The organism is Thioclava marina (assembly GCF_002020135.1).
GTDB lineage: Bacteria > Pseudomonadota > Alphaproteobacteria > Rhodobacterales > Rhodobacteraceae > Thioclava > Thioclava marina.
In genome coordinates this window covers 39,066-65,707 of the sequence record NZ_MPZS01000002.1, presented here as the reverse complement: position 1 = coordinate 65,707, position 26,642 = coordinate 39,066, and the positions used below count along the sequence as shown (strand labels likewise).

The following is a 26,642-nucleotide window of genomic DNA, read 5'->3' as shown; positions in this document are numbered from 1 at the left end:
ATGGCCAAGGACACGACCCCGCTACTTCTGATCGCCGCGGGCGGAACGGGTGGGCACATGTTCCCCGCACAAGCCCTGGCCGAGGCGATGGTGCGCCGCGGCTGGCGGGTGAAACTTTCGACCGATGCGCGGGGTGCGCGCTATGCAGGCGGCTTTCCCCATGTGGTGACGGTCGAGCAGATCGCTTCGGCGACCTTCGCGCGGGGCGGCGCTCTGGGCAAGATCGCTGTGCCCTTCAAGATCGCGGGCGGCGTGGCTTCGGCCATCGGTCGCAACCTCTCGGACAAGCCGAGCGTGGTGGTGGGCTTTGGCGGCTACCCGACGATCCCGGCGTTGTCCTCGGCGGTGTTCCTCGGCATCCCGCGCGCGATCCACGAACAGAATGGCATCATGGGCAAGGTGAACCGGGTGTTCGCCAAGAAGGTGAACCGTTTCGCCTGCGGCACCTGGCCCACCGATGTTCCCGAAGGTGTTCAAGCCGAGCATACCGGCAACCCGGTGCGCGCCGCTGTGCTCGAGCGCGCGGGCGCTGCCTATATCCCGCCCGGCGATTACCCGATGTCGGTGCTCGTGATTGGCGGCTCCCAGGGCGCGCGGATCCTGTCGGATACGGTCCCGGCCGCGCTTGCGAGCCTGCCGGAGGCTGCCCGCGCCAATCTCCGTGTCGCCCATCAGGCACGCCCCGAGGATCTCGACCGGGTCGTGGCCGCCTATGAGGCCGCGGGCATCGCCGCCGAGGTCGAGCCCTTCTTCAGGGACGTGCCGCGCCGTCTGAGCGAATGTCAGCTGGTGATCTCGCGCGCGGGCGCCTCTTCGGTTGCCGATATCTCGATCATCGGGCGGCCCGCGATCCTGATCCCTTACGCGGCGGCGGCGGGCGATCATCAGACGGCGAACGCACGCGGACTGGCGCAGGCGGGCGGGGCGATCGTGATCCCTGAAAGCCAGCTCTCGCCGCAGAGCCTAGCAGAACAAATCTCACTGGTGCTGGACAACCCCCATGGCGCGTTGCAGATGTCGCGCGCGGCCCTCTCCTACGGGGTGCCCGATGCCACCGAGCGGCTTGTGGCCCTCGTCGAAGACCTAGCAGGAAAGAATAAATGAACGCGACCAAACTGCCCGGAGAACTCGGCCCCATCCATTTCGTCGGTATCGGCGGGATCGGTATGTCGGGTATCGCGGAAGTGCTGATGACCCAAGGGTTCACGGTGCAGGGCTCGGATGCGAAAGCCTCCAAGATCACCGACCGTCTGGCGACGCTGGGCGCGACGATCTTCGAGGGCCAGCGCGCCGAGAATATCGGCGATGCGGGCGTGGTGGTGATCTCGACCGCGATCAAGCCGGGCAACCCGGAGCTGGAAGAGGCGCGCCGTCGCGGCCTGCCGGTCGTGCGCAGGGCCGAGATGCTGGCCGAGCTGATGCGGCTGAAGTCGAATATCGCGATCGCGGGCACGCATGGGAAGACCACCACCACGACGATGGTGGCGACGCTTCTGGACAAGGGCAATTTCGACCCGACCGTGATCAATGGCGGCATCATCCATGCCTATGGATCGAACGCACGCGCCGGCGCGGGCGAATGGATGGTGGTCGAGGCAGACGAGTCCGACGGCTCGTTCAACCGTCTGCCCGCGACGATCGCCATCGTCACCAATATCGACCCCGAGCATATGGAGCACTGGCACTCCTTCGACGCGCTGCGCAAAGGGTTCTACGATTTCGTCTCGAATATCCCCTTCTACGGGCTCGCGGTCTGCTGCACCGATCACCCCGAAGTGCAGACGCTGGTCGGCAAGCTCAACGACCGCCGCGTCGTGACCTTCGGCTTCAATGCGCAGGCCGATGTGCGTGCGCTGAACCTGCGCTACGAGGCGGGCGTCGCGCATTTCGACATCGCGCTGCAAGGCGAAGAGGGCAAGCCGGTGATCGAGGGCTGCACGCTCCCGATGCCGGGCGATCACAACGTCTCGAACGCGCTGGCTGCTGTGGCTGTCGCCCGCCATCTGGGCATGAAGAGAGACGAGATCCGCGAGGCGCTGGCGAATTTCGGCGGCGTGAACCGGCGCTTCACCAAGGTGGGCGAGGTTCTGGGCGGCGTCACGATCATCGACGACTACGGGCACCATCCGGTCGAGATCGCCGCCGTTCTGAAAGCCGCCCGACAGGCGGTGAAGCCCGGCGCGCGGGTGATTGCCGTGCATCAGCCGCACCGCTATTCGCGCCTGCACTCGCTGTTTGACGATTTCTGCACCTGTTTCAACGAGGCCGACGTGGTCGCCATCGCCGAGGTCTTCTCGGCCGGCGAGGACCCGATCGAGGGCGCGACCCGCGACGACCTGGTGGCCGGGCTGATCGCGCATGGCCACCGTCATGCGCGCGCCATCATCTCGGAAGAGGATCTGGCCCGGCTGGTGCGCGAACAGGCGCGGCCGGGCGATATCGTCGTCTGCCTCGGGGCAGGGACGATTTCGGCCTGGGCGAACAACCTGCCCGCGAAGCTGGGGGGCTGAGCGGGCGCCGGGCGCGTCCCGGCGGGAAACGGAACTGCGGCGCTGCCACGTCGAGGGATTGGGCAAGGATAGCCGCGTTATGCGCAACGAGACCCATTTGAAACGTCGCCTCGGGCCTGTTCTGATGATCGGCTACGGGGTCGGCGTCATGGTCGGTGCGGGGATCTACGTGCTCGTGGGGGCGGTGGCCGCGCAGTCCGGGATCTGGGCTCCGCTGGCCTTTGCGCTGGCCGGGCTCATCGCGACTCCGTCGGCGCTGTCTTATGCCGAGCTGTCCTCGCGTATTCCCGAAGCTGCGGGCGAGGCCGCCTATGTCGAGGCGGGGTTGGACAGCCGCGCGCTCGGCGTTCTCGTGGGGCTTGCCATCGTCGCGGCGGGCACGATCTCGGCGGCGGCGGTGCTGCGCGGGGGCGCGGGGTATCTCACGTTGCTTCTGCCCCTGCCGAACGAGGTGGTGATGGTGGTGCTCGGGCTCGCTCTGATCGGCGTGGCTTGCCTTGGCGTGCTGGAATCCGTGGGCTTTGCCGCAGTGCTGACCCTGATCGAGGTTTGCGGGTTGGCGCTGGTGATCTGGGCCGGGTTCTCGGTCGCTCCGAGCCCGGATCTGACTCCGCTTCCCGCGCCCTATTGGCCGGGGATTGCGATGGCTGCGTCATTGGCTTTCTTCGCCTTCATCGGCTTTGAGGACATGGTGAACATGTCCGAGGAGATGCGTGATCCCACCCGTGACATGCCGCGCGCAATCCTGGGTGCGCTGGCGATCACCACGGTGCTCTATCTCGGCGTCTCCTGGGCGGCGGTGCGCGCAGTGCCGCTGGCCGAGCTGAGCGCCTCCGAGCAGCCGCTGGCCCTTGTATGGCAAGCGGCGGGGCACGGGCCGCAGCTGCTGGCCGCGATCGCGGTGGCTGCGGCGCTGAACGGGGTGCTGGCGCAGGTGGTTATGGCGGCGCGGGTGCTCTACGGTCTGGGGCGCCGCACGCCTGCTCTGAGCGTTTTTCACGCTGCCCATCCGCGCTTTGGCACGCCCGTTCTCGCAACGGTGCTTTCGGGCGCCGGCATGATCGCGCTGGCGCTCTCGGCCCCGATCGAGCAACTCGCCGGCGCGAGTGCGATCGTTCTTCTTGGCGTCTTTCTGCTTGTCAATCTTGCGCTCATCGTGCTTAAGCGCCGCTCCGCCTTCGCGCCGTTCCGTGTGCCGATGGCGGTTCCGGTGCTGGGCGCGAGCGTCGCAGGCGCCGCCTTGATCGCCGCTCTGGGAGGTTTCGCATGACGATTTCGCTGATCCTCGCCTGCCTCTGGGCCCTGCTGGCAACCGGCATCGCGATTGGTCCGCGACGGTTCCACTGGCCCGCCGCCTGGGGGCTGATCGCGCTTGGCGTGCCGATCCTGGGCTGGGTGACCTATGAGAATGGCCCCGTTTGGGGGCTGGTGGTGCTTGCGGGCGGCATATCGGTGCTGCGCTGGCCGGTGATCTTCCTGTTTCGCGCCCTGCGCCAGCCGCGCGATCAAGCGGGCGAGTGAGCGTCTGCTTGCCCTGAGCGGCAGGCGCGGCTAGGAGACTAGCCATGAGTGATTGTCTTTCGAGCTATACTCCGCGCGGCGCGCTGACGCCGAACCGGCCGTTGGCCGATCTGACCTGGCTGCGTGTCGGCGGCCCGGCAGACTGGCTGTTCCAGCCTGCCGATGAAGACGACCTAGCGGCCTTCCTGAAGGGGCTGCCCAAGGAGGTGCCGGTCTTCCCGATGGGGGTGGGTTCCAACCTGATCGTGCGCGATGGCGGCATCCGGGCGGTGGTGATCCGGCTCGGGCGGGGCTTCAACGGGATCGAGGTGCAGGGCGAGACGGTGATTGCAGGCGCCGCGGCGCTCGATGCCCATGTCGCGCGGCGCGCGGCGCAAGCGGGGCGCGACTTGACCTTCCTGCGCACGATTCCCGGCGCGATCGGCGGCGCGGTGCGGATGAATGCGGGCTGCTACGGCTCTTACGTCGCCGATCACCTGATCGAGGCCCGCGCGATCACGCGCGAGGGCGAGCGGGTGACGCTCACGCCCAAGGATCTGAACTTCGCCTATCGCCAGTCCGATCTGCCCGAAGGCTGGGTGCTGACCGGGGCCACGTTCCGCGCCGAGGCGGGTGATCCGGAGGCGCTCGAGGCGCATATGGCCGACCAGCTCGCCAAGCGCGACGCCACCCAGCCTACCAAGGACCGCACCGCAGGCTCGACCTTCCGCAACCCGGCGGGGTTTTCCTCGACGGGACGCGCCGATGATGCGCATGAGCTGAAGGCCTGGAAGGTCATTGACGATGCCGGAATGCGCGGCGCACGGATCGGTGGTGCGCAAATGTCCGAAAAACACAGCAATTTCCTGATCAACACCGGTGACGCTACGGCCGCAGACCTCGAAAATCTCGGGGAAGAGGTGCGCAAAAAGGTTGTGCAATCGAGCGGAATTTCGCTAGAGTGGGAAATCATGCGCGTGGGAGAATTCGAGGCATAAGACCTCTGCCCTTAAGCGCGATTTCCAGACGGGGGCCAACCCCCGCATGAGGCGAAAGTGGCGGGTATGTCGAGCAGGGCATCCCATCGTGTGGCGGTCCTTTTGGGCGGCCCTTCCGCAGAGCGGGAGGTGTCTTTGTCCTCGGGGCGCGAATGCGCCAAGGCGCTGCGCACGGCGGGTTTCGAAGTGATCGAGATCGACGCGGGAGAGGATCTTCCGCAGCGTCTGGCGGACGCCCGGGCCGATTGCGTTTTCAACGCCCTGCATGGCCGCTGGGGCGAGGATGGCTGCGTGCAGGGCCTGCTCGAATGGCTGCGTATTCCCTACACCCATTCCGGCGTGCTGGCCTCTGCGCTTGCGATGGACAAGGCCCGTGCCAAGCAGGCCTATGCCGCCGTTGATCTGCCGATCGTGCAATCGGTGATCGCGGTGAAAGAAGAGGTGATGGCGCGCCATGTGCTGCCCGCGCCTTATGTCGTGAAACCGAATAACGAGGGCTCTTCCGTCGGGGTCTATCTGGTGATGGACGGGGCAAATTCGCCGCCGAAGCTGTCCGAACAGATGCCCGCCGAGGTGATGGTCGAGACCTATGCGCCCGGCCGCGAGCTGACCGTGTCGGTGATGGGCGACCGCGCGCTTTGCGTGACCGAGATCATCACCGAGGGCTGGTATGACTATGACGCGAAATACCGCCCCGGCGGGTCGCGCCATGTGCTGCCGGCCGAATTGCCGAATGAAATCACCGAGGCCTGCCTCGACTACGCTCTGCGTGCCCATCAGGTACTGGGCTGCCGGGGCCTGTCGCGCACCGATTTTCGCTGGGACGAGGGCAGGGGGCTTGCAGGGCTCGTGCTGCTTGAAACCAACACCCAACCCGGGATGACGCCCACCTCGCTCGCCCCCGAACAGGCCGCGCATTGCGGCATCGACTTCCCCGCGCTCTGCGCCTGGCTGGTGGAGGATGCCTCATGCGACCGCTGACCCCGCATCCCCCGAGCGAGGCCTCGGGCCATCGCGGCGGTCCCGTCACCGGCATGGCGCCGCGCGTCTATCAGCGTGCGCGCACGCCGCGCCGCGACCCCGCTCCGTCGCGCCTGTCCTTCAGGCTTCAGCGCCTTTGGCTCACCCCGGCGGTGCGCGCCTTCACCCGGATCGGGGTTCCGGTCTTTGTCGTGGTGTTGGGGCTTGGGCTCTGGCTCGGGGATCAGGGGCGCCGCGCCGATCTGGTCGCCAAGGTGCAGGACGCGAAGGAGGCGATCGAGCATCGCCCCGAATTCATGGTGAAGATCCTCAAGATCGAGGGCGCGAGCCCCGAGGTCGCCCATGCCGTGCGCGCGATGATGCCCGTGGGCTTGCCCGCTTCGAGCTTCGATATCGATCTCGAGGCCTACCGCGACACGATCCGTCGGCTGGATGCGGTGGCCGATGTGAGCCTCGTGATCCGCGCGGGCGGCATTCTCGAAGCCGACGTGACCGAGCGCATTCCGGCGATCCTGTGGCGCAAGCCGACGGGGCTCGAGATGCTCGACACATCCGGTCACCGGGTCGCGACGCTCCTGACCCGCGAGGCGCGGCCGGATCTGCCGGTGATTGCGGGCGAGGGTGCGGACAAGGCGGTCCCCGAAGCGCTTCAGATCCTCGCGGATGCGGGCCCGATCCTCCCACGCCTGCGCGGTTTGGAGCGTGTGGGCGAGCGGCGCTGGGACATGGTGCTCGACAACGACCAGCGCATCATGCTGCCCGAGAAAGATCCCGTCTCGGCTCTCGACCGCATCCTTGCGCTCAACACGGCCGAGGATCTCCTCGCACGCGATTTCACCGTGATCGATTTCCGCAACAAGGACCGCCCGACGATCCGGCTGAGCGATGACGCGCTCGCCGAGTTCCGCCGCGTCCAATCCGACATTCTCAAAGCGAGGGCCACGCAATGACCGATCTCTACGAGTTCCAGCGCGCGATGCGCAACATGCGCAAGGCCGCGATGCAACGCGGGGTGATCGCGCTTCTCGATATCGGGACATCGAAGATCGCCTGCCTCGTGCTGCGGTTCGACAGCCCGAACGGGCCCGAGGACGAAGGCTCGCTCGCCGGTCATGCAGCGGTGCGGGTGATCGGGGCCGCGACGACCCGCTCGCGCGGGGTCCGTTTTGGCGAGATCGACGCGATGGCCGAGACCGAGCGTGCGATCCGCACCGCCGTTCAGGCGGCGCAGAAGATGGCCAATACCCGCGTCGATCACGTGATCGCCTGTTTCGCCGGGGCCGAGCCGCGCTCCTATGGTCTCGCGGGCGAGATCGAGGTGCAAGGCGATCAGGTCACCGAATGCGATGTCAGCCGGGTGCTGGCGGCCTGCGACATGCCGCCGATCGGTGCGGGGCGCGAGGTGCTTCATGCGCAGCCTGTGAATTTCGCGCTCGATCACCGCTCGGGTCTGGGTGATCCGCGCGGCCATGCGGGCCAGCGCCTCGCGGTCGATATGCATCTGCTGACGGTCGAAGAGACGGCGATCCAGAACCTGATCTATTGCATCCGTCGCTGCGATCTCGAACTCGCGGGTATTGCGAGCTCGGCCTATGTCTCGGGCATCTCCAGCCTCGTCGAGGACGAGCAGGAACTGGGCTCGGCCTGCGTGGATATGGGGGGTGGCGCAACCGGCGTGTCGATCTTCATGAAGAAACATATGATCTATGCCGATGCGGTGCGCCTGGGCGGCGATCACGTCACCCGCGACATCGCGGCGGGGCTTCAGGTGCCGATGTCGGTGGCCGAGCGGATCAAGACCTTCCACGGCGGCGTCGTCGCGACCGGCATGGATGATCGCGAGATGATCGAGCTGGGCGGCAATTCCGGCGATTGGGAAAAGGACCGTCGCCAGATCAGCCGCGCCGAACTGATCGGCATCATGCGTCCGCGCGTCGAGGAAATCCTCGAAGATGTGCGCGCGATCCTCGACGGGGCCGGGTTCGAACACCTGCCCTCGAAGCAGATTGTGTTGACCGGCGGCGCGAGCCAGATCCCCGGTCTCGACGGTCTCGCGGCTCGAATCCTCGGCCAGAACGTGCGCCTCGGGCGTCCTATGCGCGTGCAGGGACTGCCGCAGGCGGCGACCGGTTCGGGCTTCTCCTCGGTGGTGGGGCTCGCGCTTTTCGCGGCCCATCCGCAAGACGAATGGTGGGATTTCGAGATGCCGCCGGAGACGATGGGCGGGCGCTCGCTGCGCAGGGCTATCCGCTGGTTCCGCGACAATTGGTGAAATGTTGAAAAAGTGAAACTCTGGCGATCTCAGGCACCTGCCATGCGACCTTAAAGCGATCGCAGGGGCGGCAGTGATGCCGCCTGCTCAACACCATATTCTGAGACCTGCGCGAAATACCGCTTGTCACGCAAAAGCGAACTCCAGATTTTGTGGTTTGGGGCGGTTTTTTACGTGACGATGCGGCGATTCATCGCTAAAATCGGCCTAATTTCCATTTAATTCGGTCTGGGACAGGGCCGGGCAGCAACAACAGGCGGACAAACCACATGGCGTTGAATTTGATGATGTCAGAGCAGCAGGACCTAAAGCCCCGGATCACCGTGTTTGGCGTCGGTGGCGCGGGCGGCAATGCGGTCAACAACATGATCGAGAAGCAGCTCGAAGGTGTCGAGTTCGTCGTGGCGAATACCGATGCCCAGGCGCTCCAGCAGTCCAAATCGCAAGCCCGCGTCCAGATGGGTACGAAAGTGACTGAAGGTCTCGGCGCAGGCGCTCGTCCCTCGGTGGGTGCGGCCGCCGCCGAAGAGAGCATCGAGACCATCGTCGATCACCTGGCCGGCGCGCATATGTGCTTCATCACCGCCGGTATGGGCGGTGGTACCGGCACGGGCGCCGCTCCGATCATCGCTCAGGCGGCGCGGGAGCTCGGCGTCCTGACCGTGGGCGTCGTCACCAAGCCCTTCCAGTTCGAAGGCGCCAAGCGGATGCGTCAAGCCGACGAGGGCCTCGATGCTCTGCAGAAGGTCGTCGACACGCTGATCGTGATCCCGAACCAGAACCTGTTCCGCCTCGCCAACGAGAAGACCACCTTCACCGAGGCCTTCGCGATGGCAGATGACGTGCTCTATCAGGGCGTCAAGGGCATCTCTGACCTGATGGTCCGCCCGGGCCTGATCAACCTCGACTTCGCCGACGTCCGCTCGGTGATGGACGAGATGGGCAAGGCGATGATGGGCACCGGCCAGGCCGACGGCGAAGACCGCGCCGTTCAGGCCGCCGAGAAGGCGATCGCCAACCCGCTGCTCGACGAGATCTCGCTCAAGGGCGCGAAAGGCGTTCTCATCAACATTACCGGCGGCTACGACCTCACGCTGTTCGAACTCGACGAAGCCGCAAACCGCATCCGTGAGGAAGTGGACCCGGACGCCAACATCATCGTCGGCTCGACGCTGGATCCCGAAATGGACGGCGCGATGCGCGTCTCGGTCGTGGCGACCGGCATCGACGCTCTGGCCGCGACCACCGAGATCCCGGTGCCGCGCCGCTCGCTCGCCGAGCCGCTGAAGCCCGCCGAACCGGTGCAGGAGCGCGCCCCCGAGCCCGCACCGCAGCCGCAATACGAGGCTCCGGCCGCCGCGGCGCCCCAACCTGCGCCCCAGCCGGCACACCAGCCCGCTCCGGGCCCCGCGCTCAGCGTGAACCCGGCCCCGCAACCGGCCCCGCAGCCCGCGCCCGAGCGTACCCTGTTCGATGCGCCCGCCGCCCGTGCCGCCGCTACCGCGCACCAAGCGCGCGCTCCGGAAGTGGCGGACGACCTGCCGCCCCCGGCCTATCGCGCTCATAGCGAACCCGCGCCCGAGCTGCATGTCGAGGACGAGGCAGCCTATGTGGCCCCGCGTCCGCGTCAGCCCGGCACGCCCTCGCCCGAGGCTCTGCGTCGTCTCGAAGCGGCGGTGAACAAGGCCCCGGCCGCGTCTCAGCAGCGCCCGATGGCCGCGAGCCGTCCGCCCGCACCCGCGCCCCAGCCGCAGGCCGAGAAGCCGCGTTTCGGGATCAACTCGCTGATCAACCGGATGACCGGCCATGGCCATCCCGAAGCCCAGCCCGCGCCGCAGCCGGCCCCGCGCCATCAGTCCGCTCAGCCGCGCGCCGAGGCCTATGACGACGAGCAGAGCGACGATCAGGATCGCATCGAGATCCCCGCTTTCCTGCGTCGTCAGGCGAACTGAGCGAAAAAATCGTTTCACAAATCGCGAGGAGGGGCCGGAATTTTCCGGCCCTTTTTCTTGTTAAATCATAAGCTTGCTGCACCCTGCGCAAGGTTTTGCCCGGACCGGGCCGGTTTGTTTCACTCCGTTACAAAGAGTGAATTGTTATGCGGGGCGGGTCTGACTAACTGAGGCTGCGGCACCGGGAGTTGAGATTCCGTTACCGCCAGAGACAAAAGTTGTGAGGTCAATCGTGCAGACGACGCTTGCCAAATCCGTGGCCTTTTCCGGCGTTGGGCTCCATTCGGGCGCCCCGGTCGAGATGCATGTGCATCCCGCCCCCGCTGGCCATGGCATCGTGTTCCGCCGCACTGACGTGACCGGCGTGAACCCGCGCGTCCCCGCGCTTTGGGACAAGGTTCCGAATGCCACGCTCTGTACGCTCATCGAGAACGAAGATGGGGTGCAGGTCTCGACGATTGAACACCTGATGGCCGCACTTGTGGGCGCGGGCATTCACAATGCGCTGATCGAGTTGAACGCCGGCGAAGTGCCGATCCTCGACGGCTCGTCCGCGCCTTTCGTGGCCGCGTTCTGCGAGGCCGGTCTGCGCCAGCTTGCAGGCGAGCTGCGCGCGATCCGCATCCTCAAGCCCGTCGAGGTGCGCAACGGCGCGGCGGTTGCCCGTCTCGAACCCGCGGCGAGCCTTGAAATCGATTTCCGTATCGATTTCACCGACGCCGCGATCGGCAAGCAGAGCAAGCGTCTGAAAATGGCGAATGGCGCCTTCGTGCGCGAGCTGATGGACAGCCGTACCTTCTGCCGTCTCGCCGATGTCGATGCCATGCAAGAGCACGGTCTGGCCCTTGGCGGCACCTTCGAGAACGCGGTCGTGGTCGATGGCGACAAGGTTCTCAGCCCCGGCGGTCTGCGCCATGCTGATGAGCCGGTCCGTCACAAGATGCTTGACGCCCTTGGCGATCTCGCGCTTGCCGGTGCCCCGATCCTCGGCCGCTACCGCGGCAATCGCGCCGGTCATGCGATGACCAACAATCTGCTGCGCGCCCTGTTCGAGCGCCCCGATGCGTGGTGCTGGGAGACCTGCTCGCCGGCACAGGCCTACAGTCTTCCGGGTGCGGGCGTTTGCCGCGCCGAAGTCATGGTGAGCGCCTGAGCTTGCATCCCCCGCTGAGGCGGGTACACAAGCTCTTGTTCGGTGGCGTCCCGCAGACGCCAAATCCGCCCGGAAATCCGTCAAACGCATTTTGCGCCCCGGATTTTTCTGTGCTAGGAAATCCCGAACACCCCCGGAACACGGGGTGAGAGTAGACGGGCCCGGGGCTTCCCCGGCAGCGAAAAAGGGATGGGGCAGGGCATGGCGCGCGGCAAATTGGCGGCAGCGAAACTCGGGGCTCTTGGTCTTGTGACGGCGCTGGCCGCTTGCGGTCCCGATCCGAATGCCGCTCCGAATCTCGAGAATTTCACCGCTCAGCAAATCTATGAGCGCGGCGAATACGAGCTCGAGGTCGGCAATCCCCGCCGTCCCAACGATGCGCTGAAGTATTTCTCCGAGGTTGAGCGTCTCTATCCCTATTCGCAATGGGCCAAGCGCGCGCTGATCATGGAGGCCTATGCCCAGCACCGCGCCAAGAAATATGAAGAAGCGCGCGCCTCCGCGCAGCGTTTCCTCGACACCTATCCTGGTGACGAGGACGCGGCCTATGCGCAATACCTTCTGGCGCTCAGCTATTACGATCAGATCGACGAGGTCGGGCGCGACCAGGGCCTGACCTTCCAGGCGCTGCAGGCGCTGCGCGACGTGATCGAGAAATACCCGAATTCGGAATATGCCCAGTCGGCGATCCTGAAATTCGACCTCGCCTTCGACCACCTCGCGGGCAAGGAGATGGAGATCGGGCGCTACTACCTCAAGCGCGGCAACTATTCCGCAGCGATCAACCGCTTCCGCGTCGTGGTCGAACAGTTCCAGACCACCTCGCACACCCCCGAGGCGCTTGAGCGTCTCGTGGAGGCCTATCTCGCCCTCGGCATCACGGATCAGGCCCAGACGGCCGGTGCGATCCTCGGCCATAACTTCCAGTCCTCGCCCTTCTATCAGGATGCCTATAACCTGCTCGAAAAGCGCGGTCTCAAGCCCGAAGCGAAGGGCGATGGCTGGCTTGCGAAGGTCTATCGGCAGGTGATCCGCGGCGAGTGGCTCTGACCGGGGCGGCGGCCTGACATGCTGCGATCGCTGGATATCCGCGACATTCTGATCATCGAGAGGCTGGAGCTGGATTTCGGCCCCGGCCTCAATGTGCTCACCGGGGAGACCGGCGCGGGCAAGTCGATCCTGCTCGACTGTCTGGGCTTCGTGCTGGGCTGGCGTGGGCGCGCCGAACTGGTGCGACAGGGCGCAGATCAGGGCGAAGTCACGGCCGTGTTCGAACTGCCCACGGGCCATCCTGCCCGCGCGGTGCTCGACGAAGCCGGTATTCCGGTCTCCGACGAGCTGATCCTGCGCCGGGTCAACGCGCGTGATGGGCGCAAGACCGCCTGGATCAACGACCGGCGCGCCTCGGGCGATGTGCTGCGGCAGGTCTCGGCCTCGCTGGTGGAACTGCACGGGCAGCAGGATGATGGCGGCTTGCTTAACGAACGCGGGCACCGGGCGCTGCTCGATGCGTTCGCGGGCCATGACGATCTGCTCGGTGCAACCCGCGCGGCGTGGAAAGCCCGCGCCGAGGCCGCGCGCAAGCTCGACGCCGCCCGTGCCGCTCTGGCCGCGGTCAAGGACGAGGAAGAGTTCCTGCGCCATGCGGTGGGCGAACTCGACAAGCTCGATCCGAAACCCGGTGAGGAGGCCGAACTCGACAGTCAGCGTCGCCTGATGCAGGGCGCGGCGAAGATCCGCGAAGACGTGGCACGGGCGTTCGCAGCCTTGGGTCCGGAAGGGGCGGAGGGTGCGATGCGCGATGCCGACCGCTGGCTGCAAGGGGCTGCGGACCGAGCCGAGGGACGGCTCGATGCACCACTCGAGGCGCTCGAGCGCGCGCTGCTTGAACTGGGTGAGGCGGCGCAGGGAGTAGAAGAGGCGCTCGATGCGCTCGATTTCGACCCGCACGCGTTGGAAGCCTGCGAGGAGCGCCTTTTCGCGATCCGGGCGCTTGCGCGCAAGCATGGTGTGCTCGCCGATGAGCTGGGAAGTTTCGCCGAAGGGCTGCGCGAGAAACTGGCGGCTCTCGATGCGGGCGAGGAAGGGATCGGCGCGCTGGAAGCCGCGCTTGCCAAGGCCGGGACAATGTATGACGTGGCCGCCGCTGCGCTGTCGAAAGCCCGCGCGGAGGCGGCAGGCAAGCTTGATGCCGCGATGGCGGGGGAGCTCGCGCCGCTGAAGATGGAACGCGCCGTGTTCGAAACCCGGATCAGTGCGGGCGACCCGGGCGCGGAGGGCACCGATATCGCGCGCTTCACCGTTGCCACCAATCCCGGCGCGCCTGCAGGTCCGCTCAACAAGATTGCCTCGGGCGGGGAGCTGTCGCGCTTCCTGCTGGCACTCAAGGTGGTGCTCGCGCGCGGCGCCGATACGCTGGTGCTGATCTTCGACGAGATCGACCGTGGCGTGGGCGGGGCGACCGCCGACGCGGTCGGGCGCAGGCTCGCGCGTCTGGCCGAGGGCGCGCAGGTGCTCGTCGTCACCCATTCCCCGCAAGTGGCCGCGCGTGGCGCGACCCATTTCCGCGTCGCGAAATCGGTCAGTGACGGTATGACGACCTCTGAAGTTCGTGCGCTTGGGGCAGCCGAGCGCACCGATGAGATCGCCCGCATGATCTCCGGGGCGGAAGTGACCGAAGCCGCCCGTGCCGCGGCTCAGGATCTGCTCAAGGGGTAGGGGCGCTGCCCCTCTGGCCTCTCGGCCATTCACTCCGGGATATTTCGACCCAGTCGAAGCGGGGCTTCCCTTCTTCTTGATGAAAATATCTCGGGGGAGGCGCGGTCAGGCGACGGGGGCAGCGCCCCCTCTTGGCGATCCAGCCGCGCGACCCGGCGGCGGCTGAAATGGCCCTTATCCGGCTTCCACCACGAATTGCGCGGCGACGATTTCCCATCCCGCATCCGAGAGCCCCAGCGTCGCAGCCAAGGTGCAGCCGATCCGGCCGGCATCGGAGCCGTCAGCGTTCATGATCCCGGTCAGCACGAAGCGTTGCAGGATGACGGCCGCCTCCGGTCCGACGGGGCGCAGTTTCGTCTTTCCGGTCACGAGGCGCGCGCGGGAGAAGGCGCCTGCCAATTCGCCCGCGAGCAGTTCCGCGATCTCCTCTCGCCCGGTTGCCATCCCGCCGGTGAGCGAGAGGAAATCGGCGTCCGTCACGAAGAACCTTGCCAGCATCTGCGCATCACGCGCGCCCCAGGCCTTGGCGAAGGCCCGCGGAAGCTCTTCTGGGGTTTCAAAGCTCATCCGTTCTGCTCCACCAGTTTGCCGGGATTGAGAATGTTCTGAGGGTCGAGCGCGCGCTTGATCTGGCCCATAACGTCCCAGCCTGCGCCATGCTCGTCGCGCATATAGCCCATCTTGCCCATGCCGATGCCATGCTCGCCGGTCACCGTGCCGCCCATCGCCAGCGCCCGCTCGGCCATCTTCGCGGCCACGGCCTTGGCGCGCTTGAACTCGTCCTTGTCTTCGGGATCGAGCAGCAGCACCGAATGGAAGTTCCCGTCGCCGACATGGCCCACCACCGGCCCGATCAATCCTGCCGCTTCGATGTCATGCTTGGTCTCGGCCACGGCTTCTGCCAGTCGCGAGATCGGCACGCAGATATCGGTCACGAGGCCCATGCAGCCCGGGCGATGCGCGATCGAGGCAGGGTAGGCGCCGTGGCGCATCTTCCACAGCCGGTTGCGGTCCTCAGTGGTCGTGGCCCATTGGAAATCGGCCCCGCCCATCTCGGCTACCACTTCGCCGAAGCGCTCCGAGGCCTCGGCCACGCCGCTTTCCGAGCCATGAAACTCGATCATCAGATGGGGTTTCGCGGGGAAGTTCGTGCCATTGGCCTCGTTGAAGATCTGCGCGGTCAGGTCGTCGACGAACTCGATCCGCGCCATCGGGATGCCCATCTGGATCGTCAGCTGCACCGTCTCGACCGCCGCTTCCAGCGTGTCGAAAGCGCAGACGGCCGACGAGATCGCCTCGGGCTGGCCATGCAGCTTCAGCGTCAGTTCGGTGATGATCCCGAGCGTGCCCTCCGAGCCCAGCATCAGCGCGGTCAGATCGTAACCGGCGGCAGATTTCTTCGCGCGGCTGCCGGTGCGGATGATCCGCCCGTCGGCCATCACCACCTCCAGCGCCGCCACGTTGTCGCGCATCGAGCCATAGCGCACCGTCGTCGTGCCGCTCGCCCGCGTCGCCGCCATCCCGCCAAGCGAGGCATTCGCGCCCGGATCGACCGGGAAGAACAGCCCCGTCGCGCGCAGATCGGTATTGAGCGCCTCGCGCGTCACCCCGGGCTGCACGCGCACCTGCATATCCTCGGCAAGAACCTCGACCACTTTGTCCATCCGCATCAGATCGAGGCTGATCCCGCCCCGGATCGGCAGCGCGTGGCCTTCCAGCGACGTGCCCGTACCCCAGGCGGTGATCGGCACGTCATGGGTGGCGCAGATCTTCACGATCTCGCTGACCTCCTGTGTGGTCTCGGGATAGGCGACCGCATCGGGCGGGCTTGCGGGGAACCATGTCTCGGAGCGGCCATGCTGGTCGCGCTCTGCCTGATTTGTGGCAAGGCGCTTGCCCAGAAGGTTTTCAAGCTCCGCCAAAGCCTGCGCCAGTGCCATGTCCCGTCTCCCCTTTTCAAGTCGCCCAAGCATTAGGCGCATCGCTGGCGAAGGGAAAGGGGCGCGAAAAAATGTCGGCGGTTTTTGTCTCGGATCAAGGATTTGTAACGTTGTCCGGCCTAGCTAGAGGCGCGCGAATTCGGCAGAGTTGCGCCAGGAACGGATCGCGAAGGAGACTGGGATGATTTTCGAAAGCCGGAAATGGGAGGAAATCGAGGTCGGCCAGACGGCCGAGTTCAAGCGGCTCTGCACCGCTGACGATTTCTACGTTTTTGCCGCCGCTTCGGGCAATCACAACCCGGTTCATCTCGAGGCTGAGGATGGCGATGGCGACGGGGTCAAGGAGGCCTACGCGCCGGGCATGTTCGTGGCCTCGCTGATCACGGCGGTGCTGGGTAACCAGTTGCCCGGTCCGGGGACGCTATATCGCTCGCAATCGCTGCGCTTCCATGACCGCGCCGTAGCGGGAGAAGAGCTTTGCGCTCGCGTCGAGGTTGTCGAGAAGCTCGAAGGTGGAATGTTGCGCCTGAAGACGGAGGTGACACGGGTCGGAGATAACGCGGTCATCGTCGAGGGCGAGGCCGTAGTCGTCGCACCGAAGAACCACCTGAAATTCGACGCGCTCGAAGTGCCGGGCCTGATTTCGCAGCGCCATCGCCATTTCGAAAAGCTTCTGGAAAAGGCAGAGCCGCTGCCCGATCTGGTCACCGCCGTCGTCTGCCCCGAAGAACCCGTGTCGCTCGACGGTGCGATCCTCGCGGCCGAACACAAGATCATCGAACCGCTGCTGATCGGCCACCCCGAGAAGATCATGGCAGCGGCGAAAGAACTGGGCCGCGGTGTGACCAAATTCGAGATCCTGCCCGCCGAGACCGCGCGCGACGCAGCGCGCATGGCGGTGGAGCTGGTCAACGAAGGCCGCGCCGGCGCGGTGATGAAGGGGCATCTGCACACCGATGCGCTGCTGAAACCGATGCTCGACAAGGCTACCGGGCTGCGGGTCGGCAAGCGTTTCACCCATGTCTTCGTGATGGATGTGCCGGGCGTTGTCCACCCGCTCATCGTCACCGATGCCGCAATCAACATCGCGCCCGATCTCGAGACCAAGGTGCATATCGTGCAAAACGCGATCGACGTGGCGATCTCGATCGGGATCGAGGTGCCGAAAGTGGGCGTTCTGTCGGCGGTCGAGACCGTGACGCCCGCGATCCCGTCTTCGCTTGATGCGGCGCTGCTGTCGAAGATGGCCGAGCGCGGACAGATCAAGGGGGGCGACGTCGACGGACCGCTCGCGATGGATAACGCGGTCGATCTGGGGGCCGCGCGCACCAAGGGGATCCGCTCGAACGTGGCGGGCCGCGCCGAGGTGTTGGTCGCACCGGGCATCGACTCGGCCAATATGCTGGCCAAGCAGCTTGCCTATATCTCCCACGCCGAAGGGGCGGGGCTGGTGCTGGGCGCGAAAGTGCCGGTGATCCTCAATTCGCGCTCCGATAGCGGGATGGCGCGGCTCGCCTCCTGCGCAGTGGCCTCGATCCACTACCACCGCACCGTGGGGAGCCAGCTGTAATGCGCGCGATCCTGACGCTGAATTCCGGCTCGTCCTCGCTCAAGCTGGGGCTGTTCTCGGAAGGGCTGGAGACGCTCGCGCTTGGCCATGTCGACCGGATCGGGCGGCGCGAAGCGGCGATGAAGCTCTCAGGGGCCGATGGTTCACCCCTGCCTTTGCCCGCCTCGGCGCCGGACGATTTCGCGACCAACGCGGCGGCGCTGCATACCGCGCTCGCGGCCTTCCAAAGCGCGTTTCCGGGCCTCGAGGTGATCGCGGTCGGTCACCGCATCGTGCATGGCGGGATCGACCATGCGGCACCCGAACGCCTGTCCGAGCCGCTGATGAAGCAACTCGCGAAACTGGCGCCCTTCGCACCGCTTCATCAGCCGCATAACCTCGCGGGCGTGCGCGCGGCCGTCGATACCTTCCCGGGCACCCCGCAGGTCGCCTGCTATGACACCGCCTTCCATCGCGGCCACCCGTTTGTCAGCGACACTTTCGCCCTGCCGCGCCGTTATTACGAGAAGGGCGTGCGCCGCTACGGTTTCCACGGGCTGAGCTACGATTTCATCAACGGGGAACTGACGCGCACAGAGCCCGACCTGCACAGGGGCCGCATGATCGTGGCTCACTTGGGCTCGGGGGCGTCGATGTGCGCGATCGAGAACGGTCAATCGGTCACCTCCACGATGGGCTTCTCCGCCCTCGAAGGCCTGCCGATGGGCACGCGGCCGGGCGAGCTGGACCCTGGCATCCTGCTCTACATGATGGACCAGGAAGGGATGAGCGCGTCCGAGATTTCCGCGCTCCTCTACAAGGAGTCCGGGCTTCTGGGCATGTCGGGCATCTCGAACGACATGCGCACGCTCGAGGGCTCGGACGACCCGCGCGCGAAAGAGGCGATCGACTATTTCTGTTTCCGCATCAAGCGCCAGATCGGCGCGATGGCCGCGGCGATGGGGGGCTTGGACGGGATCGTTTTCACCGGCGGGATTGGTGAGAATTCCGCCCGCGTGCGCGCGCAGGCCTGCGAAGGGCTTGGCTTTCTCGGGGTCGAGATCGACACGAGTGCCAATGCCGGGAACGCCCGCGAGATCGGCGCGGGCAAGGTGCGCGTGCTGGTGATCCCGACCAATGAGGAAATCGTCATCGCGCGCGCGGCAAAGGCTGTGCTCGACCTCTGAGCGCCAACGCTGGCGGCAACGTTGGGACGCTCCGCGGGGGATATTTACACCAATTCGAAGAGGAGAGCGCTCAACTTCGAATTGGCTCAAATATCCCCGCCGGAGGCATCCTCAGCCTGCCAGATGCGGGCCGCATCAGATCGGTGCGCAGGCGCTCTCCAACCAGGCCCTCGCCGCATCGCTGACAAGCGGTGCGATGCGCGACAGAACCTCGGCGTGGTAGCTGTTGAGCCAGTCGCGCTCGTCGGGACTCAACAGCCCGGCGTCGATCAGGCGGCGGTCGATCGGGACCCAGGTGAGCGTCGCGAAGGAGAGCTGGTCGCGGTCGTCGCCTTTCGGCGCGGCCTCCTCTGTCAGGATCAGGTTCTCGATCCGGATGCCGAATTGGCCCTCGCGATAATAGCCCGGCTCGTTCGACAGGATCATGCCGGGCTCCAATGGTAGTTCGGAGACGCGCGAGATCCGGGCGGGGCCTTCATGGACACAAAGGGCCGCTCCCACGCCATGGCCCGTGCCGTGATCGTAATCCCAGCCCTCGGCCCAGAGCTGCGCGCGGGCGAGCGCGTCGAGATGCGCGCCCGCGACCCCGCGCGGGAAGCGTGTGCGAGAAAGCGCGATCATGCCTTGCAGCACGCGGGTGAAGGGGCGCTTGGCGTCGTCAGGCACCGCGCCCACGGCGACGGTGCGGGTGATGTCGGTCGTGCCGTCCACATATTGCCCGCCTGAATCGACCAGCAGCAGCTCACCCGATTTCACCGCGCGGTTGGTGGCCTCGTTCACGCGGTAATGGACGATCGCGCCGTTGCCGCCCGCGCCGCAGATCGTATCGAAAGAAATATCGAGCAGCGCATTGGTGTCGCTGCGGAAGCCTTCCAGCGCCGTGACCACGTCGATCTCGGTCAGCTGGCCTTTCGGCGCCTCGGCGTCGAGCCAGCACAGGAACTCGACCATCGCGGATGCATCGCGCTGATGGGCGGCTTGCATCCCTGCGACCTCGGCCGCGTTCTTGCGGGCTTTTGGCAGGATGCAGGGATCGCGTGCCTCGCGGATTTTCGTGCCGTGATCTGCCAGCAGCAGCGACACCGCGAGCGGGGCGCTGTCGGGATCGACCAGCACCGGACCTTCGATGGCCTCCAGCGCGGCGCCAAAGCTTTCGGGCGGCAAGATCGAGACCTCGGGGCCGAGATGGGCGCGCAAGCTGTCGTCGAACTTCTCCGCATTGGCGAAGAGCTTCACCGTTGCGTCGTCGAAGAGCACCGCGAAGGCCTGAACGATCGGGTTACGCGGGATATCGGCGCCACGGATGTTGAGGAGCCAGCAGATCGAATCCGGCAAGGTGAGCACGGCGGCGGCCGTGTCTTGCGCGCGCAGGCCCTCGGCCAGACGCGCGCGTTTCGCTTCGGCCGCCTCGCCTGCGAATTCCGGCGGATGGATGCGCGCGGGGGCGGCGGGCGGGGCAGGGCGGTCCTCCCAGACTCGGTCCACGAGGTTCGCGCTCTCCACCAGCGCGATGCCCGAACCTTCCAGCCCTTCGCGGATCCGCGCGATCTCTGATTTCGTGTGCAGCCAGGGATCGAAGCCGATCCGTGCCCCCGAGGCGGCGTGTTCGCGCAGCCAATCGGCCGGTTTTACCTCGGGCCAGTTCACCGGAGTGAAAGACCCAAGCGAGACCTCGGCGCGGACCTGCACCCGGTAGCGGCCATCGACGAAGACGCCCGCGATCTCGGGCAGCGCGATGCAGAACCCCGCAGAGCCCGTGAACCCCGTCAGCCAGCCCAGGCGCGCGTCGCACTCGGCGACATATTCGCCTTGATGCGCATCGGCGCGGGGGATGATGAACCCGTCGAGCCCTGTGGCAGACATGGTTTCGCGCAGGGCCGCCAGACGGGGCGGGCCCAGTTCGGGGCGCGACTGCACCGAGAAATCCTGAAACATCAGATTGCCTTCTTGATCCCGAGGAAACGCGCCTTGGCGCGCGGGTCGCTGTCGAACAGCGATGCCAGCTGTTCGGTCATCGCACCGGCCAGCTGTTCGACATCCGTGATCGTCACCGCGTGCTGGTAATAGCGCGTTACGTCATGGCCGATGCCGATCGCGATCAGCTCCACCGCGCGGCGTTTCTCGACCATTGCGATCACGTCGCGAAGGTGTTTTTCGAGGAAAATCGCAGGGTTGACCGACAGCGTGGAATCATCGACCGGAGCGCCATCCGAGATCACCATGAGGATCTTGCGCGCCTCGGGACGCATGAGCATCCGCTTGTGCGCCCATTCCAGAGCCTCGCCGTCGATGTTTTCCTTCAGCAGGCCTTCCTTCATCATCAGGCCGAGATTGGCCCGCGTCCGGCGCATCGGCGCATCGGCGCGCTTGTAGATGATGTGGCGCAGGTCGTTGAGGCGACCGGGGCTTTGCGGACGGCCATCGGCGAGCCATTTTTCGCGCGATTGCCCGCCTTTCCACGCCCGCGTGGTGAAGCCGAGGATCTCGACCTTCACGTCGCAACGCTCCAGCGTGCGGGCCAGAACGTCGGCGCAGATCGCCGCGATCGAGATCGGGCGGCCGCGCATCGAGCCGGAATTGTCGAGAAGCAGCGTCACCACCGTGTCGCGGAACTCGGTATCCTTCTCGACCTTGAAGGAAAGCGGGGTGGTCGGGTTGGCCACCACGCGGGCGAGGCGGCCCGCATCGAGCATCCCTTCCTCACGGTCGAATTCCCAGGACCGGTTCTGTTGCGCCTGCAGGCGGCGTTGCAGCTTGTTGGCCAGACGCGATACCGCGCCCTTGAGCGGTTCGAGTTGCTGGTCGAGATAGAGACGCAGCCGTTCCAGTTCGGCCGGTTCGGCCAGATCCTCGGCGGCGATCTCTTCGTCGAATTCGGTCGTGTAGACGGTGTAATTCGGGTCGGCCGCGGAATGGGGCGGGGGCGGCGGCGGCTCCAGCGGCGCATCGGCCTGGGGCATGTCCACCTCTTCGCCCATCTCCTGATCGGCGAGATCATCCGAGCTGACCGTGGTCTGGCTCTGGTCCTGCTGGGTTTCCTGGCTGGATTCCGGGGAGGCCTCGGCGTCGTCCTGTTCCTGTTCGTCGCGGGCCTGCTCTTCGCCCTGCTCCTCGTCCTGGCTGGACTGATCCTCATCCTCGCTCTCGTCGCCCATCTCCTCGTCGGGGTCGTCCCCGAGTTGGTCGGCATAGCCGAGATCCGCGATCACCTTGCGCGCAAGCCGTGCGAAAGCGGCCTGATCGCTGAGGACGTGATTGACGTTATCCAGATCCTCACCCGCCGACTGCTCGATGAAGGGACGCCACAGGTCAAGCACGTTATCCGCGCCCGGGGGTAGTTTCCGGCCCGTGGCCAGTTCGCGCACGAAATAGCCTGCGGCCACCGCCAGCGGGGCCTCTTCGGGGGCGCGGATCTGGGCGTAGCCCTTGCGCTCGGCCTCATGGGCGATCTTGGCGTCGATATTCGAGAGCGTGCCGGGCATTTCACGCGCGCCGAGCGCCTCGCAACGTGCGGTTTCCATCGCCTCGTAGATCGCCGAGGCCAGATCGCCCGAAGGCGCGTAGCGGGCATTGACCGAGGCGTCGTGGTGACGTCTGCGCATCGCGAGCGCATCGCCCGTCCCGCGCGCCAGCAGCACCTCCTCGCGGGTCATCCGCCGCGAGACCTGCGGCAGGCGCATCGTGTCGGCGGTCATGCCCGAGGGGTCGACCGAATAGCTCACCGTCATGTCGGGGGCGTCCGCGAGCGTCTTCGTCGCTTCGGCCAGAGCCTTCTTGAACGGATCGGCGGGGTTATCGGAGGGCTTGCTCATGGCAAAGGTAAAGCACCGCGCGCGCGCGCCCGCAAGAGCCGATCCGCGCCGCAGGCGGTTCCTGCCCGTTCCGCGCCGATCCCGTTCACCTTTGCACATATTGGCGCATTGGAACCGGGTCAGCGGGCTTTACCTATAGACCCAAAGGCCCGCCACCTTTCCAAGTCGGGCCAGCGAAAAGGAGAGAGTTATGGCCGAGACGCTGAAAATTGGTGTGATCGTAGGCACGACGCGCGAGGGTCGTTTTGCCGACAAGGCGTTGGAATGGTTCGAACGGAAAATCGCGGCGCGCGAGGATATGAGCTATGAGGTGCTCGATCTGCGCGAGGCGGCCTTGCCGTTCTTCGACGAGGTCGCGCCCCCGGCGGCCAAGCCGGTGACCGATCCCAAGGCGCAGGCCTGGGGGGAACGGCTCAACCATTTCGACGGGTTCATCGTGCTGACGGCCGAGTACAACCACTCGATCCCGGCCTCGATTAAGAACGCATTCGACTATGCGTTCGAAGGCTGGAGACGCAAACCTCTGGGCACGGTCGGCTATGGCGGCGTGGGTGCGGCCCGCGCGGTCGAGCATCTGCGGCTCGTCGCGATCAATTTCGGCATGGTCCCGGTTGCGGGCGCGGTGAGCATTGGCGGGGCGGACTTCGTCAAGGCCTCGCAAGGCACGCCGATCTCCGAGCTGGGCGATCACCTGGAAGGCCCGGTCAAGGCGTTGCTTGACGATATGGCCTTCTGGGGCCGGGCCGCGAAATCCGCAAAGGCCGAAGCCTGAACACGCGCGGCGGCGCGAGGCCGCGTCGCAGCGTGGGAAACTGAAACGCCCGGCCAATCGGTCGGGCGTTTTCTTTGTGCGGAATTTTCGCAGCCGGAGCCCGTCATCGGAGGGCGTGATCTGGCACCGGCTCTATTGAAACAGCCCGGTGCAGATCATTGGCATCCAGTCGGCGCGCAGGGTGTTCAAGGGAAACGCTCGGCGATCCTGCATGCCTTCGGCGCGCTGTTTGCCCTTTTCCATCACATACCCGCCGCTGAGCAGGTTCACATCGCAGCTGCCTGTGTCCTCGGGGTCGATCCGGTCGTAATAATGATAGGTATAGCCCGAGACGACGAAGCCGCCGTTACGCCAAGCGATCGCATAATCGCTTTCCCAGGGCGTCCGTCCAATGCCGATCTGCTCGGAATGGAGCTTGAACGCGGTGTCCGACACCGGGCGCAGCGAAGGCGTCTGTCCGCCCATTTGGCCCGAAAAGACGACCCGCTCCACGCGCAGCTTTTCCTTCAACCCGAAGACCGGATCGCCGAGATAGATCACCAGATCGGCCGCATCGACGCCGTTTTGCACCAGCATCGCGGCATCGGGCACGTCATCGCCATTCCAGTCGCCCGTGATCGCGGCGAAGATCTCGCCGTCTGTCGGTGCCTCCTGCGCAACCGCCGCGAGCGGCAGCAGCGCGATCAGGGCGGCGAGGCGGATCACTTCGCGACGTTGGCCGCGCTTTCGGGCAGTTCCTCGTCGAACAGACGCTGGTAGAACTCGGCTACCGTCTGGCGCTCGAGCTCGTCGCATTTGTTGAGGAAGGTGAGCCGGAAGGCGTAACCGATATTGTTGAAGATCCGCGCATTCTGCGCCCAGGCGATCACGGTCCGCGGCGACATCACGGTCGACAGGTCGCCATTCATGAAGGCGGTGCGGGTCAGGTCGGCGACGTGGACCATCTGGCTGACGGTCTTGCGCCCGGCTTCGGTGTTGTATTGCGGGTTCTTCGACAGAACGATCGCCGCTTCGGCGTCGTGGCTGAGATAGTTCAGCGTCGCGACCAGCGACCAGCGGTCCATCTGGCCCTGGTTGATCTGCTGGGTGCCGTGATAGAGGCCGGTCGTGTCGCCCAGACCCACCGTGTTCGCCGTGGCAAAGAGACGGAAATAGGGGTTCGGCGTGATCACTTCGTTTTGATCCAGAAGCGTCAGCTTGCCATCGGCTTCCAGAACGCGCTGGATCACGAACATCACGTCGGCGCGGCCGGCATCGTATTCGTCGAAAACGATCGCGGTCGGGTTGCGCAGGGCCCAGGGCAGGATGCCCTCGTGGAACACGGTGACCTGCTTGCCATCGACCAGCTTGATCGCGTCCTTGCCGATCAGGTCGATCCGGCTGACGTGGCTGTCGAGATTGACCCGCACGCAGGGCCAGTTCAGACGTGCGGCCACTTGCTCGATATGGGTCGATTTGCCGGTGCCGTGATAGCCCTGGATCATCACGCGGCGGTTATAGGCAAAGCCCGCGAGGATCGCCATCGTGGTGTCGGGGTCGAACTTGTAGGTCGGGTCGAGCTCGGGCACGCGGTCGGTGCGATCGGCAAACCCCTTCACCTTCATGTCGGACTCGATTCCGAAGACCTCACGGACATCGATATCTTCGGTGGGCTTGGCATTCTGATCGAGCATCGCGGACGTCCTTTCCTTGTTGGCTGCGATTTGTGAACCATCGCGCGGGGGGGCGCAAGGGCCGCGATTGTCACGGTGACAGTGATCTCGGCCCGTTCCCGCCCGTGCGAACCCGTTTCGGTTGACCCGTTCCCGCCATCGGCTAGAAAGGCGCCGAGCCAGATGAGGTGCTTTCGATGCAGCAATACGAATACAAGGTCGTTCCCGCTCCCGCGCGCGGCGACAAGGAACGCGGCCTCAAGACCGGGGTCGAGCGCTTCGCCCATACGCTCTCGGGCGTGATGAACGACATGGCCGCGAAGGGCTGGGACTATCTGCGCGCCGAGACGCTGCCGGCCGAGGAGCGCGCAGGGCTGACCGGCAAGACGACGGTCTACCACAACCTGCTCGTGTTCCGTCGGCCGTTGAGCCTCGATCCGGCGCAGGGAGTTGGCGTCCATGCCGCCCATGAGCCTGCGGCAAATGCCGAGGCCGCACCCGCGAGCGCTGCAACCCCCGCGGCCGAGCCGTCTCGCCGTGCGCTCTCGGCCGACGCGCCCGAAGGCCGCGCACCCAGTCTGCGTGCCAACCGATCCGGCGAAGACGAGGATAGCTGAGCGCGACTCAGATCGCGATCCCGACCGTTCGCGCGGGGAAATGCGCAAGCGGATCGGGTGCGAGGCGCCGCACACCCCATCCGATGGCTCTCACCGCGAGGGCAGGGGGGCTGAATAGGGTCGACCGAGACACCGCCGGAAAGGGGTTTTATCCGCCAAACGCTGCATGGAAATGGCCGGTGCGATAAGGCTTCCGTTGGGGAACTCTATCAGTCCCGCATCAGACGGTCGCAGACACTTGCGGATCTCCTCCAGCATCGGCGTTTTTCCGTCGCAGACCGGGTTCGGCCCCTTTCAACATCCGTCATTTCGATTAGACTGCGTGACCCGACTCGGAGGCTGACGGTAGAGCGCCGAACAGGACAGGCACGCGGGCAGGACGAATGAGGCAAGCATGAGCAAGAGCGATCCTTTCGGTTTCAACATCTCGGCAGCCGCCGACAAGAAGCGCCGCTCGCGCGGCAAGCGCGGAATGTCGGGCGCTTTCGAGACCTCGACGCGTATCTGCGACAAGGAAGGCTGCACCGAGCCCGGCAAGTATCGCGCGCCCAAAAGCCCGAAGGTGCTCGACGATTACTACTGGTTCTGCAAGGACCACGTGCGCGAGTACAATCTCAACTGGAACTATTTCCAGGGTCAGTCCGAAGAGGAATTCCAGGCCTTCCTCGATAACGCGACCGTCTGGGAACGCCCGACCAAACCCTTCGGCCAGGCCAAGGAGGAAAAGGGCTGGGCGCGTCACGGGATCTCCGACCCGCACGAGATCCTCGGCGACAACGCCACCAAGAACCCGGGCCGTTCGCTCGGGCGCAAGCTGCCGCCGACCGAGCGCCGGGCTCTCGACATTCTCGACGCCAAGGACACCATGACCAAGGCCGAGATCCGCAAATGCTACAAGGCGCTGATCAAGGTGCTGCACCCGGACATGAACGGCGGCGATCGTTCTCACGAAGAGATGCTGCAAGAGGTCGTCTGGGCCTGGGACCAGCTCAAGGAAAGCCGCAACTTCAAGTGATCCGCGAGACCGGG

General features: G+C 65.8%; 23 protein-coding genes. 17 read left to right on the top strand and 6 right to left on the bottom strand.

The annotated features are described in order from the left end of the window. The 12 genes from BMG00_RS10515 (at position 1) to recN (ending at position 14,084) form a co-directional block, all read left to right on the top strand. Positions 1 to 1,104: a UDP-N-acetylglucosamine--N-acetylmuramyl-(pentapeptide) pyrophosphoryl-undecaprenol N-acetylglucosamine transferase gene (locus tag BMG00_RS10515; protein ID WP_078529740.1), complete on the top strand. Its 1,104-nt coding sequence runs from the start codon at positions 1 to 3 to the stop codon at positions 1,102 to 1,104. After that, entirely contained in the window at positions 1,101 to 2,510 is a 1,410-nt protein-coding gene (murC, locus tag BMG00_RS10510; protein ID WP_078574324.1) for a UDP-N-acetylmuramate--L-alanine ligase, read from the top strand. The genes BMG00_RS10515 and murC overlap by 4 nt, the downstream gene beginning before the upstream one ends. 79 nt (positions 2,511 to 2,589) lie before the next feature. Further along, complete coding sequence (locus BMG00_RS10505) at positions 2,590 to 3,780, top strand: APC family permease (protein WP_078529736.1); 1,191 nt, start codon at positions 2,590 to 2,592, stop codon at positions 3,778 to 3,780. Then, a complete protein-coding gene (locus BMG00_RS10500) occupies positions 3,777 to 4,031 on the top strand; it encodes a DUF2484 family protein (RefSeq protein WP_078574323.1) in 255 nt (84 codons plus the stop codon). The genes BMG00_RS10505 and BMG00_RS10500 overlap by 4 nt, the downstream gene beginning before the upstream one ends. Before the next feature lie 44 nt (positions 4,032 to 4,075). Beyond that, positions 4,076 to 5,008 carry a UDP-N-acetylmuramate dehydrogenase gene (gene murB, locus BMG00_RS10495; RefSeq protein WP_078574322.1) on the top strand — a complete coding sequence of 311 codons (933 nt, stop codon included), beginning with the start codon at positions 4,076 to 4,078 and terminating at the stop codon, positions 5,006 to 5,008. A gap of 57 nt (positions 5,009 to 5,065) precedes the next feature. Beyond that, positions 5,066 to 5,989 carry a D-alanine--D-alanine ligase gene (locus BMG00_RS10490; RefSeq protein WP_078529730.1) on the top strand — a complete coding sequence of 308 codons (924 nt, stop codon included), beginning with the start codon at positions 5,066 to 5,068 and terminating at the stop codon, positions 5,987 to 5,989. Continuing rightward, the gene (locus BMG00_RS10485; protein WP_078574321.1) at positions 5,977 to 6,939 is read left to right on the top strand and encodes a cell division protein FtsQ/DivIB; all 963 of its coding nucleotides are present in this window, start codon (positions 5,977 to 5,979) and stop codon (positions 6,937 to 6,939) included. The genes BMG00_RS10490 and BMG00_RS10485 overlap by 13 nt, the downstream gene beginning before the upstream one ends. Then, positions 6,936 to 8,261, top strand: a complete 1,326-nt coding sequence (gene ftsA / locus BMG00_RS10480) for a cell division protein FtsA (RefSeq protein ID WP_078529726.1) — start codon at positions 6,936 to 6,938, stop codon at positions 8,259 to 8,261. Before BMG00_RS10485 ends, ftsA begins: the two co-directional genes overlap by 4 nt. A gap of 269 nt (positions 8,262 to 8,530) precedes the next feature. Continuing rightward, entirely contained in the window at positions 8,531 to 10,213 is a 1,683-nt protein-coding gene (gene ftsZ / locus BMG00_RS10475) for a cell division protein FtsZ (protein WP_078574320.1), read from the top strand. A 232-nt stretch (positions 10,214 to 10,445) separates the two neighbouring features. Beyond that, positions 10,446 to 11,366 carry a UDP-3-O-acyl-N-acetylglucosamine deacetylase gene (gene lpxC, locus BMG00_RS10470; RefSeq protein ID WP_078574319.1) on the top strand — a complete coding sequence of 307 codons (921 nt, stop codon included), beginning with the start codon at positions 10,446 to 10,448 and terminating at the stop codon, positions 11,364 to 11,366. A 201-nt stretch (positions 11,367 to 11,567) separates the two neighbouring features. Continuing rightward, positions 11,568 to 12,416 carry an outer membrane protein assembly factor BamD gene (locus BMG00_RS10465; RefSeq protein ID WP_078529965.1) on the top strand — a complete coding sequence of 283 codons (849 nt, stop codon included), beginning with the start codon at positions 11,568 to 11,570 and terminating at the stop codon, positions 12,414 to 12,416. A gap of 18 nt (positions 12,417 to 12,434) precedes the next feature. Then, the gene (gene recN / locus BMG00_RS10460; protein WP_078574318.1) at positions 12,435 to 14,084 is read left to right on the top strand and encodes a DNA repair protein RecN; all 1,650 of its coding nucleotides are present in this window, start codon (positions 12,435 to 12,437) and stop codon (positions 14,082 to 14,084) included. Between the two features lie 174 nt (positions 14,085 to 14,258). Here recN and BMG00_RS10455 read toward each other — a convergent pair whose 3' ends face one another. Together BMG00_RS10455 and BMG00_RS10450 are read right to left on the bottom strand one after the other, a co-directional pair. Next, on the bottom strand, positions 14,259 to 14,651 hold the full coding sequence (locus BMG00_RS10455; protein ID WP_078574317.1) for an SgcJ/EcaC family oxidoreductase: 393 nt from the start codon (positions 14,649 to 14,651) through the stop codon (positions 14,259 to 14,261). Further along, complete coding sequence (locus tag BMG00_RS10450; RefSeq protein WP_078574316.1) at positions 14,648 to 16,024, bottom strand: FAD-binding oxidoreductase; 1,377 nt, start codon at positions 16,022 to 16,024, stop codon at positions 14,648 to 14,650. The genes BMG00_RS10455 and BMG00_RS10450 overlap by 4 nt, the downstream gene beginning before the upstream one ends. Positions 16,025 to 16,205: 181 nt before the next feature. Between BMG00_RS10450 and BMG00_RS10445 the strand changes: the two genes are divergently transcribed. Both BMG00_RS10445 and BMG00_RS10440 read left to right on the top strand, forming a co-directional pair. Continuing rightward, positions 16,206 to 17,594, top strand: coding sequence for a bifunctional enoyl-CoA hydratase/phosphate acetyltransferase (locus tag BMG00_RS10445; protein ID WP_078574315.1), 1,389 nt, complete (start codon positions 16,206 to 16,208; stop codon positions 17,592 to 17,594). After that, positions 17,594 to 18,760 (top strand): acetate/propionate family kinase, encoded by a 1,167-nt coding sequence (locus tag BMG00_RS10440; protein ID WP_078529712.1) that lies wholly within the window; start codon positions 17,594 to 17,596, stop codon positions 18,758 to 18,760. Before BMG00_RS10445 ends, BMG00_RS10440 begins: the two co-directional genes overlap by 1 nt. Positions 18,761 to 18,895: 135 nt before the next feature. Here the strand turns inward: BMG00_RS10440 and BMG00_RS10435 are convergent, their stop codons facing one another. Together BMG00_RS10435 and cobT are read right to left on the bottom strand one after the other, a co-directional pair. Then, a complete protein-coding gene (locus tag BMG00_RS10435; protein WP_078574314.1) occupies positions 18,896 to 20,695 on the bottom strand; it encodes an aminopeptidase P family protein in 1,800 nt (599 codons plus the stop codon). Continuing rightward, positions 20,695 to 22,572 (bottom strand): cobaltochelatase subunit CobT, encoded by a 1,878-nt coding sequence (gene cobT / locus BMG00_RS10430; protein WP_078574313.1) that lies wholly within the window; start codon positions 22,570 to 22,572, stop codon positions 20,695 to 20,697. Before cobT ends, BMG00_RS10435 begins: the two co-directional genes overlap by 1 nt. Positions 22,573 to 22,762: 190 nt before the next feature. Between cobT and BMG00_RS10425 the strand changes: the two genes are divergently transcribed. Next, complete coding sequence (locus tag BMG00_RS10425; protein WP_078574312.1) at positions 22,763 to 23,344, top strand: NADPH-dependent FMN reductase; 582 nt, start codon at positions 22,763 to 22,765, stop codon at positions 23,342 to 23,344. Between the two features lie 132 nt (positions 23,345 to 23,476). Here the strand turns inward: BMG00_RS10425 and BMG00_RS10420 are convergent, their stop codons facing one another. Together BMG00_RS10420 and cobS are read right to left on the bottom strand one after the other, a co-directional pair. Then, positions 23,477 to 24,049, bottom strand: a complete 573-nt coding sequence (locus BMG00_RS10420; protein ID WP_078574311.1) for a hypothetical protein — start codon at positions 24,047 to 24,049, stop codon at positions 23,477 to 23,479. After that, on the bottom strand, positions 24,046 to 25,017 hold the full coding sequence (gene cobS / locus BMG00_RS10415; protein ID WP_078574310.1) for a cobaltochelatase subunit CobS: 972 nt from the start codon (positions 25,015 to 25,017) through the stop codon (positions 24,046 to 24,048). The genes BMG00_RS10420 and cobS overlap by 4 nt, the downstream gene beginning before the upstream one ends. A 176-nt stretch (positions 25,018 to 25,193) precedes the next feature. Here cobS and BMG00_RS10410 point away from each other — a divergent pair, with 176 nt between their 5' ends. Next, a complete protein-coding gene (locus BMG00_RS10410) occupies positions 25,194 to 25,613 on the top strand; it encodes a DUF4177 domain-containing protein (RefSeq protein ID WP_078529700.1) in 420 nt (139 codons plus the stop codon). A 394-nt stretch (positions 25,614 to 26,007) separates the two neighbouring features. Continuing rightward, positions 26,008 to 26,628, top strand: a complete 621-nt coding sequence (locus BMG00_RS10405; protein ID WP_078529699.1) for a DnaJ domain-containing protein — start codon at positions 26,008 to 26,010, stop codon at positions 26,626 to 26,628. Positions 26,629 to 26,642 lie beyond the last annotated feature (14 nt).